8 protein-coding genes are annotated in these 16,584 nt (G+C 65.1%); 3 read left to right on the top strand and 5 right to left on the bottom strand.

Going from position 1 to position 16,584, the window contains the following annotated elements; translation table 11 throughout:
• Positions 1-64: 64 nt before the first annotated feature.
• From ACJO2E_RS17540 to ACJO2E_RS17520, 5 genes are all read right to left on the bottom strand, one after another.
• Positions 65-1,267 carry a helix-turn-helix transcriptional regulator gene (locus tag ACJO2E_RS17540; RefSeq protein ID WP_406965569.1) on the bottom strand — a complete coding sequence of 401 codons (1,203 nt, stop codon included), beginning with the start codon at positions 1,265-1,267 and terminating at the stop codon, positions 65-67.
• 154 nt (positions 1,268-1,421) lie between these two features.
• Entirely contained in the window at positions 1,422-2,105 is a 684-nt protein-coding gene (locus ACJO2E_RS17535; RefSeq protein ID WP_406965567.1) for an HNH endonuclease family protein, read from the bottom strand.
• Between the two features lie 155 nt (positions 2,106-2,260).
• Entirely contained in the window at positions 2,261-4,522 is a 2,262-nt protein-coding gene (locus ACJO2E_RS17530) for a helicase C-terminal domain-containing protein (protein ID WP_406965566.1), read from the bottom strand.
• Positions 4,519-6,219: a VRR-NUC domain-containing protein gene (locus ACJO2E_RS17525; RefSeq protein ID WP_406965565.1), complete on the bottom strand. Its 1,701-nt coding sequence runs from the start codon at positions 6,217-6,219 to the stop codon at positions 4,519-4,521. Before ACJO2E_RS17525 ends, ACJO2E_RS17530 begins: the two co-directional genes overlap by 4 nt.
• 92 nt (positions 6,220-6,311) lie before the next feature.
• Positions 6,312-6,749, bottom strand: coding sequence for a DUF4864 domain-containing protein (locus ACJO2E_RS17520; protein WP_406965564.1), 438 nt, complete (start codon positions 6,747-6,749; stop codon positions 6,312-6,314).
• A 218-nt stretch (positions 6,750-6,967) separates the two neighbouring features.
• On the opposite strand from ACJO2E_RS17520, the gene recC reads away from it, so the two are divergent.
• From recC to recD, 3 genes are read left to right on the top strand one after another with little or no spacing between them, the layout of a single operon-like run.
• Positions 6,968-10,558, top strand: coding sequence for an exodeoxyribonuclease V subunit gamma (gene recC / locus ACJO2E_RS17515; RefSeq protein ID WP_406965563.1), 3,591 nt, complete (start codon positions 6,968-6,970; stop codon positions 10,556-10,558).
• Positions 10,555-14,250: an exodeoxyribonuclease V subunit beta gene (gene recB / locus ACJO2E_RS17510; RefSeq protein ID WP_406965562.1), complete on the top strand. Its 3,696-nt coding sequence runs from the start codon at positions 10,555-10,557 to the stop codon at positions 14,248-14,250. Before recC ends, recB begins: the two co-directional genes overlap by 4 nt.
• Entirely contained in the window at positions 14,247-16,505 is a 2,259-nt protein-coding gene (recD, locus tag ACJO2E_RS17505) for an exodeoxyribonuclease V subunit alpha (RefSeq protein WP_406965560.1), read from the top strand. Before recB ends, recD begins: the two co-directional genes overlap by 4 nt.
• Positions 16,506-16,584: the final 79 nt, after the last annotated feature.

The following is a 16,584-nucleotide window of genomic DNA, read 5'->3' as shown; positions in this document are numbered from 1 at the left end:
CTCCTCGTTCATATTCCCCAAGCCTAACAGAAGGTCCCCTGCCCGCGCTCGGCCGTCGCTCCAGCTACCCCAGGGCCCGCACCAGCGCAGCCACCAACTCCGCCTGGCGCCGGTAGCCATTCTTCGATAGCAGGCTCTTGATGTATTGGCGAACCGTGTGGATGGACAGGGCTTCGGCCCCGGCAATCTGGTCCGATGTCAGGCCCCGCATCAGCAACGCCGCCGTGCGCGATTCCGCCACCGTGCAGTCGAACAGGGCCCTGAGCCTGTCCTCGTCAACGTCGCGGGAGGAGGAGAAACATATCAGTTCCGCCAGGGCTCCCTGGCCATGGCCGCCGTCATCCTGAAGGGGCGTAAAGCACAAGGCCAGACGCTCGTCTCCCGAGCCATCCACCAGCGTGACGGTGTCGTGAACGTTCAAGCGAGCATTGAAGACACTGGTGGCAATGGCCGCCATCAGTTCCTCGTTGAAGCCCGCATGACGACTCCGCAGAACGGGTGCCGGACCGTCAGTCACAAACAGCCGGGGATGATCCCGCAGTACCTCCCTGGCCGACGCATTGAGCTGAGCCACCTGGGCCAGCTCGTTGAACACCAGCATGGGCTTGCCCACCAGGTCCAGCGCTGCCGACAGACTGCGGTTATCCGCCCGGGAGTGATATAGCTTGTGGTGGAGGTTGATGGCATTCTCAATATGGGGTGCCAGCAGGTTCATCTGCAGGATTTCCTGACGGCTGTACGGGCCTTCGCTGCGATGGCGGTTTGCCAGGAACACGATCTGGGCATCACGCCCCCGGGTCACCAGCATGCCCGCACTGTCTCCAAGGCCGGCTTCCGCCGCCCAGGCCCGGGTGTCCTCGGTGAGAAGGTCCAGGATATCCACCGAGGCATCGCCACCGACCAGGCTATCAAAATGACGGGGTGGAAGGGCGGCGAAGGTTTTCAGGGCCTCGTCCTGCCGGGGCAGGTCACTGTTGATAAACCACTGCTCGAACCCCTCCGGATATCCGAAGGTCCAGCCATACATCATGCGGATGGGGGCCAGGGTGAGCCCCAGGATACCGCCCTGGAGGCACCGGAAGTGGGACTGGAAGGCATCGAAGAAGGGCTGGAACCCGCTGTTATCGTTGAGGCAGCGATACAGCGAGGCCACCAGTTGACTGTAACCGATGAAATCCCGCTCGCTGATGGCGCTGTCATCCGGCGCCTCCGGACCCCGCGGCAGGACGAATCCGTCGCCCCCCGGGATGGTGTCTTTCGGGTCCATGCACAAGGCTTCCCGTTGATGGCGACAAGGCCGTGTTTCCAATTCTCATTGGTTGTGTATTTAACTTATATTTTATTGCACCCGGTATATCAACATCCGGTATAGCGCCTTGTCACAAACCATCGTCCCGCGGTTACCTCCCCAGAAGGCACCGTTAGCCTCGACAGGTATCGAGTAACCGGTTGAAGGCCCGGGCTTCTGATTCCGGAGGCTTGAGGTCGTACTTGATCAGGATTCGCATGAACCGGCTGATGTACTGGCACTCTCCCGCCGGCGGCATCCACTCGTCCGGCCCCCGGCCACCCTTGCTGCGGTTGAGGCTTGCTTCCACGGGCCAGAGGTTGAGGGGGTCGTTGGCAAAGGCCTCCCGGCGTTCCCGGGACCACTCACTGGCACCGTTATGCCAGGCCCAGACCAGGGGCACCACATGGTCGATGTCGATATCGCCGGCGTTCTGGATCACTTCGCCGGTGAACGGTGATATCCAGCGGCCGGTCACCACCCGGCACCGGTCCGCGCCGGCAAAGCGGACGTTGGTGGTGGAGGTGGCAATCAGTGCCTCGGCGCGACTGTCCTGGCAGTCGCCGTCCCGGTCATCCCAGCCGTGGCCGAAGGCGCTGCGCCGGTAGCCCGCATCCGCCGGGTCAGCGCTGGCAATGCTCACCCCGTCCGGCAAACGCCCGTCTGCGGCCAGGCAGGCTTCAAGGCTGTCATAGGCGGTAAAGGTGGTGGTGCGCTCATACCAGGGACTTTGCGGCGGATGGCAAAGCCCCGAGGAAGACTGCTTGATGGTGGCCTGGGCCAGTACCGGGACAAGCCCGAGCAAAAGCACAGCCACCAGGTTCCGACAGCGAACTGAAACCATGGACATTCCATATACTACAGGTACAACAGAGGGCTACATTATTACCGCCCTCACCTGCGGGGCATTGTATACAGGTGTTCCGTCTGCCGTCATTGCGCCTTTAGTCAGACGATCGAGGGTTTTCAGGTTCAGCCGGATGACGGATCAAACCACCACCCCGGCAGCAGCGACCGGTTCGCTGTCTGCAGGAAGCGGTCGTCAATCAGCCAGATCACGCCTTCGTCCTCCGGTGTCCGTATCACCCGGCCTGCCGCCTGGGCCACCTTCTGCAGGCCGGGGATGCGATAGGTATAGTCGTAGCCGGTGGCAAAGCGGGCGTCCAGCCGGGTCTTGAGCACCTCATGCCAGGGGTCGAACGGTGGCAGCCCGAGGGTTGCCACGAAGGCGCCGATCAACTGGTCACCGGGCAGGTCGATGCCTTCACTGAACACCCCGCCCAGCACTGCAAAAGCCACCGCCGGCTCGGGCTGACGGAAGCCCGCCAGGAAGTCGGCGCGCTGTTCGTGACTCATCCCGGGGTGTTGTGACCGCTGGGGCAGATCCGGATCCCGGCTGGCCAGGGCCTCCGACACCTGCCGCATGTACTGGAAGCTGCTGAAGAAGGCCAGGTAGTGCCCCGGGCGCGCCCGGAACTGGCGGGCGATCAGGTCCGCGATGGCCGCCAGGGACGCCTCCCGGTCCGGTTTGCGGGTACTGATGTCTGGCGTGAACCGAACCTGCAACTGCCCGGCATCGAACGGACTGGGCAGTGAGGTAAAGCGGCTGTCATCCGGCAGTCCCAGCAAGTCCCGGTGGTAGACACCCGGGGTCAGGGTGGCGGAGAACAGCAACACCGAGTCGGCCGCCGTAAAACGCTCCCGCAGGAAATCCGCCGGAATCAGGTTCTGGATGGTCACGCTGGCCCTGCCCCGCCCTGGCCGGTGGAACTCGCACAGGGAGTGGTCGCCGAACTGGTCCGCCAGTTTCAGGAAGGCCACGCTCTCGAACAGCAGTTCCTGCAGGGCCAGGTCCGGCGGGTTATCCGCCAGGTAGTCGGTCAGCGCGGAAACCAGCCCCTGCAGCGCTGCAGGCAGACGGTTTGGCAACGACTCGAGGAATACCGGCTCGGTGCCCGCCGCTTCCTGCTCCCGCACCACGTCCTGCCAGGTCCTGGCCACCCGGTTCAGGGGGGCCTTCAGGCTCTTCGGCGCTGTCTTTTTCACCCGTAACAGGCGTTGCTGATCCAGTCGCACCGAGTACATGCCCCGGGCCCGGTCCACCAGGTTGTGGGCCTCGTCCACCAGCACACTGGCCCGCCACTGGTTCTGGTTCACCAGAGCATGGAGCAGCGCACTCTGGTCAAACAGCCGGTTGACGTCGGCCACCACCACATCGCTCCAGCGGGCCATCTCCTGGGCCAGGAAGTAGGGGCAGAGTTCATGGCCGGCGGCTATCGTCGCCAGCCGCTCCCGGGTCAGGGGTTCCCGCACCTGTGCCGCCTCGGCCCGGGCATCCGGCAGGCGATCGAAAAAGCCCTTCGCCAGGGGGCAGGAATCGCCGTGGCAGGCCTTGTCCGGGTGTTCGCAGGCGTCGTCCTTGGACACCAGTTCCAGGGTGCGCAGGGGCCAGTGGTCCGGTTCCGGCTGGGCTGCCCGCAGGGCGTTCACCCCATCAATGGCCAGTTGCCGGGTGGTGTTGCGGCAGGTGAGGTAAAACAGGCGGTCCTGAGCGCCGGTGGGCATGGCCACCAGTGCCGGGAACAGGGTGCCCAGGGTCTTGCCCAGCCCGGTGGGCGCTTCCAGCAACAGTGTGCGGGACTGAACGGCGTTACGGTAGACGGTTTCCGCCAGTTGCCGCTGACCGGTGCGGAAATCCGCGAACGGGAACCGCAGCTGGCCCAGCCGCTGATCCCTCTGTTCACGATGGTGTTCTTCCTGCTCGGCCCAGTGTTTGTAGGTGTGGCACAGGGTTTCCAGTTCCTGCCACAGTTCATCCGCCGTAGCGGTTTCCGTGACCGGCGATTCCCTGTCCCGGGCGGTGTCGTAATAGACCAGCGACAGGGTGACCTTGCGACGGTTTTCCTGGCGGCACAACAGCGCACCATAGGCCCGCAACTGGGCCCGATGCAGGGCGCGCTGGTGTTCGCGAATGCGGGACAGGTCACCCCGGTGGGTCTTGATCTCTTCCAGCAGGCCTTTGTGGGGATTGTACAGGTCGGCACGACCGGACAGTTCGAGCCCCAGGCATTCACCGGTGAGCTGGTACTCACTCTGGTAGCCGTAACCACGGCGGGATTGCACCGACTTATGGCCTGCGATGCCCTCCTCCGACGAGGGCGCCGGGGTATAACGGAAATCCAGGTCACCCCGGCGGGCGGCAAACTCGCAGAGGGTACGGACCGCGACCTTCACGTTCCGTCACCCAGCCAGCGCACGTAGCAGACCCGCGCCGCGATGCCCTGGTGGTGGAAGAACGCCAACCATCGCCGCTGATGGTCCTGCAAGCGGTCACCGGGGCCCTTCACCTCGATCATCTCATAGCGCCGGGCCGGGTCCACCTCATCGGGCAGGAAACGGATCAGGTCCGGGAAACCGCTGCGGTGTTCCTTCAGGTTGTGGAGCAGCCGCCGGAACAGCACCTCCAGGTGGCTGGCAGGGATGCAGTCCAGTGCCAGTTCCAGCAAGTCTTCGTTCACCACCAGCCAGTTGACGAACGGGTTGGCCAGCCCCTGCTTGCGCCGGTAGTTCGCCAGGATGATGTGACCGTAATCACCGTCCTCCAGGTGGGCAAAGCACTGTTCCAGCCGTTCCCGACGACGGGGTACGAAATCCTCACGGGTCAGGTCCGCCGGCCCCATATGGAAGGGGTGAAAGAAGGCCCCCGGCACCGGTGCAAAGACAACATCCCAACACAACAACCCGAACAGGCCGTTGATCAGGGTGTTCTCCACGTAGAACACCGGCTGGTGGTCGTGCCACAGATGCTGCTGGACGGCCACCTCCACCGGCACGCCCGTGTGGGGCAGGGTTACCAGGAAGTCGTCCGGTGCGGGCTCGGCAGGCAGCTCCGGCACCGGCTGCTCGACCTTGCGGGCCACCCGCTTGAGGATGCGGGCCAGGCCCTGGGCCTCGGCATCGCTGAGTTCCGTGGTATGCCAGTCCCGGGCGATGGCCCAGGCGTCGTCAAAGCGCTTCATCCGCTCCAGCAACCGCAGCTGTTTCAGCCGCGCCTCCCGGTGGGTGCTTTGCGCCAGTACCTCCAGCGCCAGTTCCCGCTCGCCCTGGCGTTCCGCCTGCCGGCCCAGTTCCAGCAGTAATCGATCACGTCGGCTGGCCAGCCAGGTATTTTCAGTGAGAGCAGGTACTTGTGGCCAGAGATTCGCAGCGGGCACGCCCTCGTCCAGTTGCTCCCGGCACTGGTGCATGACCAGATAGCAGTCGACCTCATGCCGGTGCTGGAATGCCCGGGATTCGGGTGTGAAAGAGACCTTCTCGTACTGCTGGTAGCCCAGTTCCACCAGCACAAAATCCGACCAGTTCTGGCGCAGGTTGCCAAAGAACATCAGGCGGATACGGTCGAACAGGGGCATATGGGGCAGGTGGACCACGTTATCGTGATGCGCCGGCAGCCAGTCCGCAAGACGGATGGCATCGTCCAGGTGATCCGCCAGCGCCGCTTTCATGCCAGCCTTGGGAAGCGCCCGGGCATACCCGAGATCCGACAGGGTGGCCGCAAACGCTGGTCGCAGTTCCGCCAGGGTGAACAGGTGGAACAAGTCATCCAGGCTCACCCGATCCGCTGTCCGCACCCATCCGCCCGCCGCCAGTTCCGCGAGGGCAACCGGTTCCGGCTCCGGCAGCTCCGGGTAACTCAGCTTGTCGGCCCGGAACAGCTCACCGGTACGCATGATCATCCGGGTCAGCAGGGCACGGGCGGACACCGACAGCAGGCGGAAATCCGCCAGCCGACGGCGCTCATCGGTCGTCAGCAGGTCGCCGTGGTGATCGTCGACCCAGTTCACCACGGTTTCCATGTTTTCCAGGTAGTACAGCGGGTTGGTCAGGTCCGCAGTCTGTGGTCGCGAATCCTGCCTGTCGGGGGTATTCATCACTGACGAAAGCAACCTGTGGCGGATGGCATCGAGGACCCAACTCTACGATGAGTCCAGGCGGGGCTCAAGGCATCTGGTGTCCCTGAGAATCAGATGCCAAAGTCCGCCCGCTGCAGGGTGACACCGCCCACCTTCCATTCACTGTCCTTGCGGACCATGCGGTAATAGGCATCCCATAGTTTGCCTTCCGGCCCCTCCAGGCGCACCACCTGAACCTCGAACTCGTCGTGGGGAATGCGTTGTCCAAAACGGATGGACGCAGCCCGGTGTACCGGTGGGTAGGCGTTCTGTATCACATAGAGCAGCATTTCGGGGGAGCGCAAACGCCTCTGGATGCCCCGGGAGGCGTGGACCCAGGCGCCCAGCTCGTCATCGTTGGCAAAGGCTTCGATCTGGGTGAGGATGACATCGCGGATGGCCGCGTCCGTCTCGTCGGCCAGCGGCGAAACGGAGACCAGGGCGAGCAGCCCCAGGGCCACCAGCAGGACCGGCAGCCCGACATGGACAGTTCGTCGTCTTTTCGTCATCTTGGAGCCCTCCGCAGGGACCGACACTACCGGTGGATACGGTCGTGAGCCGACGATGGATGGACCAAACTGACTACTGCACCTTACTGATCAAGTATAGACCGCCAGGATAGACTGCGCCCGTCACCCAATAGCCGGGTCGATCGCCGGATCGGTTTTCCGGGGTCAGTTGCGGTAACCTGTACAGGATCAAACGACGTACCCGAACCGGGAGCAAGATGACCCAGACCGCCCACCTACAGCCCGGCTTCCACGCCATCCACGCCAACCACCTTGAGGACCTGCGCCGGGCGGTGGTGTACCTGTGCCGTCAGACACCGGTGCCGCCCCTGGACAGCGAGACCTTCCTGGTGCAGAGCAACGGCATCGCGCAATGGCTGAAGCTGGCCCTGGCGGAGAAGCGTTCCGACGACGGCGTTGACGGTGGGCTGGGTATTGCCGCCGGCATGGACTTCCTGTTCCCGGCCCGCTTTATCTGGCAGGCCTACCGGGCCGTGCTGCCGGACGGCGAAGTGCCGGAGCAGTCCCCCTTCGACAAGCGGCGGCTGGTATGGCGGCTGTACCGTCTGCTGCCGGAGTTGGTGCCCACGGACGAGGTGTTCGCCCCCCTGGCCCGTTTCCTGGAAGGCACCGACCCGGACCTGCGGGCCTTCCAACTGGCGGAGAAGGTGGCCGACCTGTTCGATCAGTACCAGGTATTCCGGGCCGACTGGCTCAGTGCCTGGGAGCAGGGCCACGAGGTGATGATCACTGCCCGGGGCGAGGAAAAGCTTCTGGATGCCGAAACCCTCTGGCAGCCCAGGCTGTGGAGGGCGCTGGTGGCGGATGTGGGTGAGCTGTCCCAGACCAGCCGTTCACGCATCCACACCCGGTTCATGGAAGAAGGCGAGCGCCTGCAACGCCCCGCCAACCCCGGGCGGCTGCCTCAACGCATCGTGGTGTTCGGGGTGTCGTCCCTGCCCCGGCAGGCGCTGGAGGCCCTGCATGTACTGAGCCGGTTCTGCCAGGTGGTGCTGTGCGTCCATAACCCCAGCCAGTTCTACTGGGCCGATATCATCAGCGACCGGGACCTGCTCAACGCCCAGCGCCGCCGGGGTCGTGAACACCCCACCCTGATGAAGGTCGCCGACCCGGAACAACTGCACCAGCACGCCAACCCGCTGCTGGCTGCCTGGGGCAAACAGGGCCGCGACTATATAAGGCTGCTGGACGAATTCGATAATCCGGACGAATACCAGCACCGGTTCCAGACTCCGGACCAGAAGATCGACATCTTCTCCGAGCACGGTGATCCGGAGCTGCGCCGCCTGCTGCACCAGTTGCAGAATGACATCTACCAGCTGACGCCCCTGCAGGAAATCCGCGAACAACAGCGAACCGTGGACCCGGCTATCGACCACTCCCTAGCCTTCCACGATGCCCACAGCCCCCAGCGGGAAGTGGAGATCCTCCACGACCAGTTGCTGGCCGCCTTCAACGCGGACGACACCCTGCGGCCCCGGGACGTGATCGTGATGGTACCGGATATCAACGTCTATGCACCCCATATCCAGGCGGTCTTCAGCCGCTACCAGGCGGGTAGCACCCGCTATATCCCCTTCACCATTTCCGACCAGGGTCAGCGCCACCACGAACCGGTGCTGATCGCCCTGGAAACCCTGATGGGCCTGCCCCGCAGCCGCTTTGCGGTGAGCGAGATCATCAGCCTGCTTGAAGTGCCGGGCATCCGCCAGCGCTTCAACATTGGCGAGGACGACATCCCCCTGGCCCGGCGCTGGGTGGAAGGCGCCAATATCCGCTGGGGTCTGAACCGCCAGCAGCGGGAGACCCTGGAACTGCCCGGCGACCTGGCCCGCAACACCTGGCAGTCGGGCCTGCGGGCCATGCTGCTGGGCTATGGCATGGGGGACGACGAGCCCTGGGCCGGGGTCGAACCCTATGCCGAAATCGGCGGCCTGCAGGCCAGCCTGGCGGGCCGGCTGTCGGATTTTGTCTCCCGGCTCGAAAACCTGTGGAACGCCCTGCAACAGCCCCGCACACCCACCGGGTGGGAAGCCCTGTTCTCGGATATGCTGGAGCAGTTCTTCAAGGACCTGGAAGGCCACGACCTGCTGTTGCTGAACCGTTTTCGCCGGCACCTGGAGCAGTGGCTGGAGGATGCCCTGGCCGCCGGCCTGCAGGACACCCCGCTGCCCCTGAACATCGTCAGGGATGTGCTGCTGGACGGGCTGGATGAGGGCGGTCTGAACCAGCGCTTCCTGGCGGGCAAGGTCAACTTCGCCACCCTGATGCCAATGCGGGCCATTCCCTTCCGCAAGGTGTGCCTGCTGGGCATGAACGATGGTGACTATCCCCGTTCCCGGCCACCGGTGGACTTCGACCTGATGGCCAACGACTATCGGCCGGGGGACCGCTCACGGCGGGAGGACGACCGCTACCTTTTCCTGGAGGCACTGCTCTCCGCCCGGGAGCAGCTCTACATCAGTTGGGTGGGACGCAGTATCAAGGACGACTCGGAACGACCGCCCTCGGTACTGGTCAGCCAGTTGCAGGACCATCTCGACAGCCTGTGGCAGGTGGCCGGTCACCCGGACCAGCACGTCACCCGCGCCCTCACCACCGAACACCCGTTGCAGCCGTTCAGCCGGGCCTATTTCCCCCAGGCCAACGGCCTGCAACCGGAGCCGGACAGCCTGCCGCGCCCCCTGGAGGACATCCTGCGGGAACGACACCTGTTCACCTATGAGCAGGAGTGGCGCAGTGCCCATGGCAGCCGCCCGGACGAGTCTGAACAGGCCGCCCTGCCCTGGCAGCCGCCGGAGGAACCCATCACCTTCGCGGAGCTGGCCGCGTTCCTCAAACGCCCCATCGAGACCTTCTTCCAGCGACGGCTACAGGTGCGCTTTGAAGGGGTGGAGGAAGACGACACGGATAACGAGAATTTCGACCTCAACGGCCTGGACCGCTGGTGCCTGGACAACGAACTGATTGGCGAGGCAGTACTCAAGGCCGATGGCGACGATGAACTGCAGGACCGTATCCACACCACCCTGGACCGCATGGCCCGCCGGGGCGACCTGGGCATGGGCCTGACCGAGCATCGGTTGCGCTCGGATTTATCCGAACGTCTGCCGGACCTGCACGGCCGCTATCGACAGGCACTGGGTGAGTGGCCGGAAGCACTGGCGGAGCCCGTCACCTTCCAGCATACCGCTACCGGCGACCTGGGTTCCGTGGAGCTTCTGGACCTGATCGACGGCCTGCGAACCGGCCCCGATGGTGGTTTCTGCCGGCTGGTGGTGTCCCGTTCCAGCCTGCTGTCCGGCTCCGGCAGCACCCGCAAGGTGCGCTATGCCAACCTGATGACCGACTGGGTGATCCACCTGGCCGGCCAGCTCACCGACACACCATTCACCACCCTGATCCTGGGCAAGGAAGAGAAGCGAAATATCACCTTCGCGCCCCTGCCAGCGGAGCAGGCCCGTAAGCATCTGGACAACATACTCACCGGCTGGATGCAGGCCACCACCCGGACCCTGCCCCTGCACTGCGAGGCCGCCTTTGCCTGGATCTACAGTTTCTATCAAAGCAAGAAGTACCGGGCAGACCACGACAAGGCCATCGAGGATGCCCTCGCGGCCTATGACATCGCCCTGCAACGGGACACCGGCTACCTGCGCAGCGCCTTTGAAACACCGGAACAACTGGTGAGCGAGGCCTTCGAAGGCTGGCTGCACCAGATCTACCTGCCGCTGTGGGAAGCGGAGCAGGACAAGGCCGCTGCGGAACAGATCGGGGGAGAAGCATGAGCCAGCACAGCACCACCCTCAACCCGCTGTCCCTGCCTCTCAACGGCAGCACCCTGATCGAGGCCAGTGCCGGTACCGGCAAGACCTTCACCATTGCCATCCTCTACGTGAGGCTGGTGCTGGGCCATGGCCAGCCAGCAGACGGACCACTCAGCCAGGGCATCGACCCGCCCAACCTGCTGGTGGTCACCTTCACCGAGGCCGCCACCAAGGAGCTGCGGGACCGTATCCGCGCCCGCCTGACCCAGGCGGCGGAGGTGTTCTCGGACGCGGCGGACGACACCAATCCACCACCGGAAACCGCCCTGATCTACCAGTTGCGGGACGAGAGCTACCCGGACCCGGCCACCTGGCCCGCCTGTCGCAAGCGCCTGCTGCTGGCGGCGGAATGGATGGACGAGGCCGCCGTGTCCACCATCCACGGCTGGTGCCACCGCATGCTCAGCGAGCACGCCTTCGACAGTGGCAGCCTGTTCCGCCTGACCCTGGAAACCGACCAGACCGAGCTGCTGGACGAGGTGGTGCGGGACTACTGGCGCACTTTTGCCTACCCGCTGCCGCCCGCACAGATGGAGGAAATCCTCGGCCACTGGAAAACCCCGGAGGACCTGCGCAAGTCCGTCCGCAACCTGCTCAACGACAGTCACCGGCTGCACTCACCGGGAACCGACATCCAGGGCGCCATTGAATACGCGGTTAAAAAACGCCGTGAACGCTCCGATGACCTCAAGGTCCGGCCCTGGTCGCAGTGGAAAGACGAGGTGATTGCCCTGCTGGAAGGCCTGGGCAAGCGTCTCCATGGCAGCAGCCGCAAATCCATGGTCACCGCCTGGGACACCCTGCTGGCCTGGGTAGACTCGGACGACCTGCTGCCGGAAGGGCTGGACAAGGCCGGCCTGAAGAACCAGACCCCGGAAGGCCTGGCGGAAAAAGTGAAAGGCGACGGCCCACTGCCCGAACATCCGGCCTTTGACGCCATTACCGAACTGATGGCCTTCAGCGCCGACCTGCCCAGCGCCCGGGCGGATATCCTGCGCCACGCCAGCCACTGGGTCAGCCAGCGCCTGGAATCGGAAAAACAGAAACGTTCGGAAATGGGTTTCGACGACCTGCTGACCCGGCTGGACGACGCCCTTCAAGGCCCCCGGGGCCCGCAACTGGCTGCCACCATCCGCCGTCAGTTCCCGGCGGCGCTGATTGACGAATTCCAGGACACAGACCCGGTGCAGTACCGTATCTTCGATCGCATCTATCAGGTCGCCGACAACGATGCCGACACCTGCCTGCTGATGATCGGCGACCCCAAGCAGGCCATCTATGGCTTCCGGGGCGCGGACATCTACACCTACCTGGAGGCCCGCCGGGGCGTGCAGGACCGTACCTTCACACTGGGCCGCAACTTCCGCTCGTCGCAAGCCATGGTGAAGGCAGTCAACCGCGTGTTCCAGTACGGCGACCAGCATGCCCGGGACGGCGCCTTCCTGTTCGGCAAGGGGGACACCACCCCGCTGCCCTTCCAGCCGGTGCAGGCCAATGGCACCAAACGCGCCTGGACGGTCAGCGGCGAGGCCCGGCCCAGCCTGAGTTTCTGGACCCTGGAAAGCGAGGACGACAACGGCAAGCACCCGGCCAAGGGCACGGCGACGGACCGGGTGGCGGACACCTGCGCCAGCGAGGTCGCCCGCCTGCTCACCCTGGGTCAGGCGGGACAGGCCGGCTTTGCCGCCAACGACAACCCCGCGGACCTGGACCCCGTGCGCCCCGGCGATATCGCCATCCTGGTCAACAACCGTAACGAGGCCGCCGCCGTTCGCGATGCCCTGCGCCAGCGGCGTGTCCGCAGCGTCTACCTGTCGGACCGTGACTCGGTGCTCACCTCCCCGGAAGCCCAGGAAATCCTGTGCTGGCTGCGAGCCTTCGCCGAGCCCCGGCAACTGGCCCTGGCCCGGGCTGCCCTGGCAACGCCCACCCTGGGATTGCCGTGGCACAAACTGGACCAGTTGCTCACCGACGAAATCGCCCTGGAGCGGGAAATCGAGCGCTTCATGGGCTACCAGCAGCAATGGCAGAGCCAGGGCGTTCTGCCCACCCTGCGCCGTTTCCTGATGGACTTCCAGGTGCCGGGCCGGCTGCTACAACGCCCGGATGGTGAGCGTCGGCTCACTGACATCCTCCACATTGCCGAACTGCTACAACAGGACAGCTTGCAACTGGACGGCGAACACGCCCTGGTGCACCACTACACCCAGATCCTGCGGGCTGCCGACACCGAGGACGAGCACCGTACCCTGCGCCTGGAGAGCGACGCCGGACTGGTGAAGGTGATCACCGTGCACAAGTCCAAGGGCCTGGAATACCCGCTGGTGTTCCTGCCCTTTGGCACCGCGTTCCGTGCCGAGGACCAGAAGCAGGCCTTCGTTCGCTACCACGATGACAATGGCCAGCTAATCACCGTGTTCGACCCGGAACCGGACGACGTCAACCGGGCCGACCGGGAACGCCTCGGGGAGGACATCCGCAAACTCTACGTGGCCCTGACCCGGGCCCGCCACGCCACCTGGGTGGGCGCCACCGCCCTGTCCGACTGGCACCTGAGCGGCCTGGGCTACCTGCTGGATGCGCAGGGCGAAGCCAGCGGCGAACTGGGCCCGCGCCTGCACACCCTGGCGGAAGACCATCCGGAAATCACCGTCACGCCCCTGCCGCAGGCGGAGGAAACCCACTACACCGAGGAATCCCCGGAAACCCTCGGCCCGGCCCTGGTCTCCACCCGCGAGGCCCGGGAGGACTGGTGGATTGCCAGTTACTCCTCCATCGAATACGGCGGCCTGAGCGGCACCGGCATCCCCTTTGTGGACGAGGTGGAAGACGCCGAAGCCCAGAACCTGCTGGAGGAGAGCCGCCAGCCAGCGGAAGAAACCAGTGCGCCACCGACAGCCCTCAACCAGCATCACTTCCCGAAGGGGGCCGGCCCCGGCACCTTCCTCCACGAACTGCTGGAATGGTGTACCGCCCAAGGCATGGCTGAACTTGCCGCCGACCCGGCGCTGCTGCGGGATCAACTCGCCCGACGCTGCCGCACCCGGGGCTGGAGCGAGTGGGTCGAACCCCTGGAGCAGTGGCTGCTGGCCATTATCCGCCAGCCGCTGCCCCTGGACCGGGACGGCCGGGAAAACGCCAGCCTGGCCGACCTCGCCAGCCTGCGCCCGGAGCTGGAATTCTGGTTCGAGAGCCGCAACGTCAGCACCCGCCGGCTGGACGCCCTGGTCACCCGCCACACCCTCAACGGCGCTGACCGCCCGGCGGTGGACGACCAGCCGTTCAACGGCATGGTGAAGGGCTTTATCGACCTGGTGTTCGAACACAACGGCCGCTATTACGTGCTGGACTACAAGTCCAACACCCTGGGGGAGGACGACAGCGCCTACACCCGCCAGGCCATGGGGGAAGTCATCCTGGAGAAACGCTACGACCTGCAGTACGTGCTCTACCTGCTGGCCCTGCACCGGTTGCTGAAGGCCCGGCTGCCGGACTACGACTACGACACCCATATCGGCGGTGCCGTGTACCTGTTCCTGCGGGGCATCGAGGCACCCTCCGCCGGGGTGTTCGCCGACAAGCCACCCCGGGCACTGATCGACTCCCTGGACGCCCTGTTCGATGGCGATGCGGACAAGGGGGAAGCGGCATGAGTCGGAAGCGCAACCACGACCAGCAGTTCTCCCTGGATCTGGACGAAACCACGGAAGCCACCGTTCGGGAGCAGGCCGAGACCACCAAAGACGCTATCCAGGAAACTACGCCTCCCATGGATGTCACAACCCCCTTCGCCAACCTGGACGCCATGGAACACCTGCTGGCCAATTGGCAGGCGCAGGACTGGATACGCGCCCTGGACCGGGAGTTCGCCCACCTGATCCGCACCCTGAGCGAGGAACAGGGGGAACACCCCCAACCGCTACTGATCCTGCTGGCGGCCCTGGTGTCCCATCAGGTCGGCCGGGGCCACGTCTGCATTGATCTCGGCACACTGCTGGACGATGCCAGCCAGACCCTGTCACTGCCACCGGAAGAATCCGTCAGCAGGGGTACCGGGGACGAACTGCCAGCACTGCCAAAGCCAGATCAGTTGCTGGCCCGGATCACCCTGGACGAATGCCACCAGGCGCTGGCCTTATCCGGCGCCGCCAGCCAGGGCGACCAGCCCACGCCGCTGGTGCTGGATGGCAACCGCCTCTATCTGCGCCGTTTCTGGCGCTACGAACAGCGTATTGCCGACGGCATCCGGCAGCGGCTGGAGCAACCCTCAGCGCTGGCGGACCCCGCCTCCCCGGAGACCCAGACCCTGCGCACTACCCTGGACACCCTGTTCCCGGCCCGGGATGACGTGGATTACCAGAAGCTGGCCTGCGCCCTGGCCGCCCGTAACCGCTTTGCCGTGATCACCGGCGGCCCCGGCACCGGCAAGACCACCACCGTGGTCAACCTGCTGGCGGCATTGCAGGCGGTGGCCGGCACCTCGCCGCAACGCCAGGGCCGTAAATATCGCATCCGCCTGGCCGCCCCCACCGGCAAGGCCGCGGCCCGGCTCAACGAATCCATCGGCGGTGCCGCCAGCCGGCTGCCACTGGCAAAACTGCCCGGCCAGGTCGGCCAGGACGACATCCCCACCCGGGTCACCACCCTGCACCGGCTGCTGGGCAGCCGCCCGGACTCCCGCCGGTTCCGCCATAACCGGGACAACCCGCTGCTGGTGGATATCCTGGTGATCGACGAGGCCTCCATGGTGGACGTGGACCTGATGGCATCGGTGATCGACGCCCTGCCCGCCAGCGCCCACCTGATCCTGCTGGGGGATCGGGACCAGCTCGCCTCGGTGGACGCTGGCGCCGTGCTCGGGGAACTGTGCCAGCGCGCAGGCGCCGCCCATTACACAGCCGCGACTACGGACTGGCTGACAGCCGTCACCGGCATGCAGGTGCCGGAATCTTTACGGGATGAGAACGGCAGCGCTATGGACCAGGCCGTGGCCATGCTGCGCAAGAGCTACCGGTTCCACGAAGACAGCGGCATCCGCAAGCTGGCGGATGCGGTGAACGGCAACGCCCTGGATGACGCCCTGCTGGCGAAAGCGCGCAGTGGCGGGTTCGAGGATGTGGCCATACTGCCCGCCGGCCCGGCGCCCGAGGATACCCAACGCCTGATCTGCCACCATGCCATGACCGGCTCCCCCGCTGCCTTCCACGATCGGGGTGAAGGGCGCTCGATGAACGGTAGAACGCTGCCACCCCCCACCGGCTACCAGCACTACCTGACTCGCATGCGGGACCATGGCCTGGATGCCGCCAGTTCCCGCGAGGACTGGGACGACCTGGCCCGGCAGGTACTGGCAGATTTTGCCGATTTCCAGGTGCTTTGCGCCCTGCGCAAGGGCCCCTGGGGCGTGGAAGGTCTGAACGACCGCATTGCCCACCAGTTGTTAAGCGAAAAGCTGATCCCCCGGGCCGAAGGCTGGTACGCCGGGCGACCGGTGCTGGTTACCGGCAATGATTACAACCTGGGCCTGATGAACGGCGATATCGGCATCACCTTCAGCCTGCCCTGGGACGAGGACGACCACGGCCAGCCCCGGCACACCCTGCGGGTGGCCTTCCCCGCCAGCGACGGCAGCAACGATATCCGTTGGATCTCCCCCAGCCGGCTGCAGCAACTGGAAACCGTCTACGCCATGACGGTTCACAAGTCCCAGGGTTCGGAGTTCACCCACACCTGCCTGATCCTGCCAGACCGGCTCAGCCCGGTGCTGACCCGGGAGCTGGTCTACACCGGCATCACCCGCGCACGGCACTGGTTCAGCCTGATCGCCGGGGATGAAGCGGTGCTGAAGGAGAGCGTCGCGCAGCGGGTAGTGCGGGCGTCCGGGCTGGCGGGGCGTTTGTGGGTTTAGTTAGGGGGAGAGAGTAGCGTGAAAAGGGACTTGGTTCACTTACCTTTCCGTAAATACTCCCTCCTTCGATACTCATCTT

Origin of the sequence: Marinobacter shunpengi (assembly GCF_045449695.1) — a bacterium.
Lineage (GTDB): Bacteria > Pseudomonadota > Gammaproteobacteria > Pseudomonadales > Oleiphilaceae > Marinobacter.
Note: the sequence above shows the minus strand (reverse complement) of the source record. Positions and strands in the feature narration are given on the sequence as shown.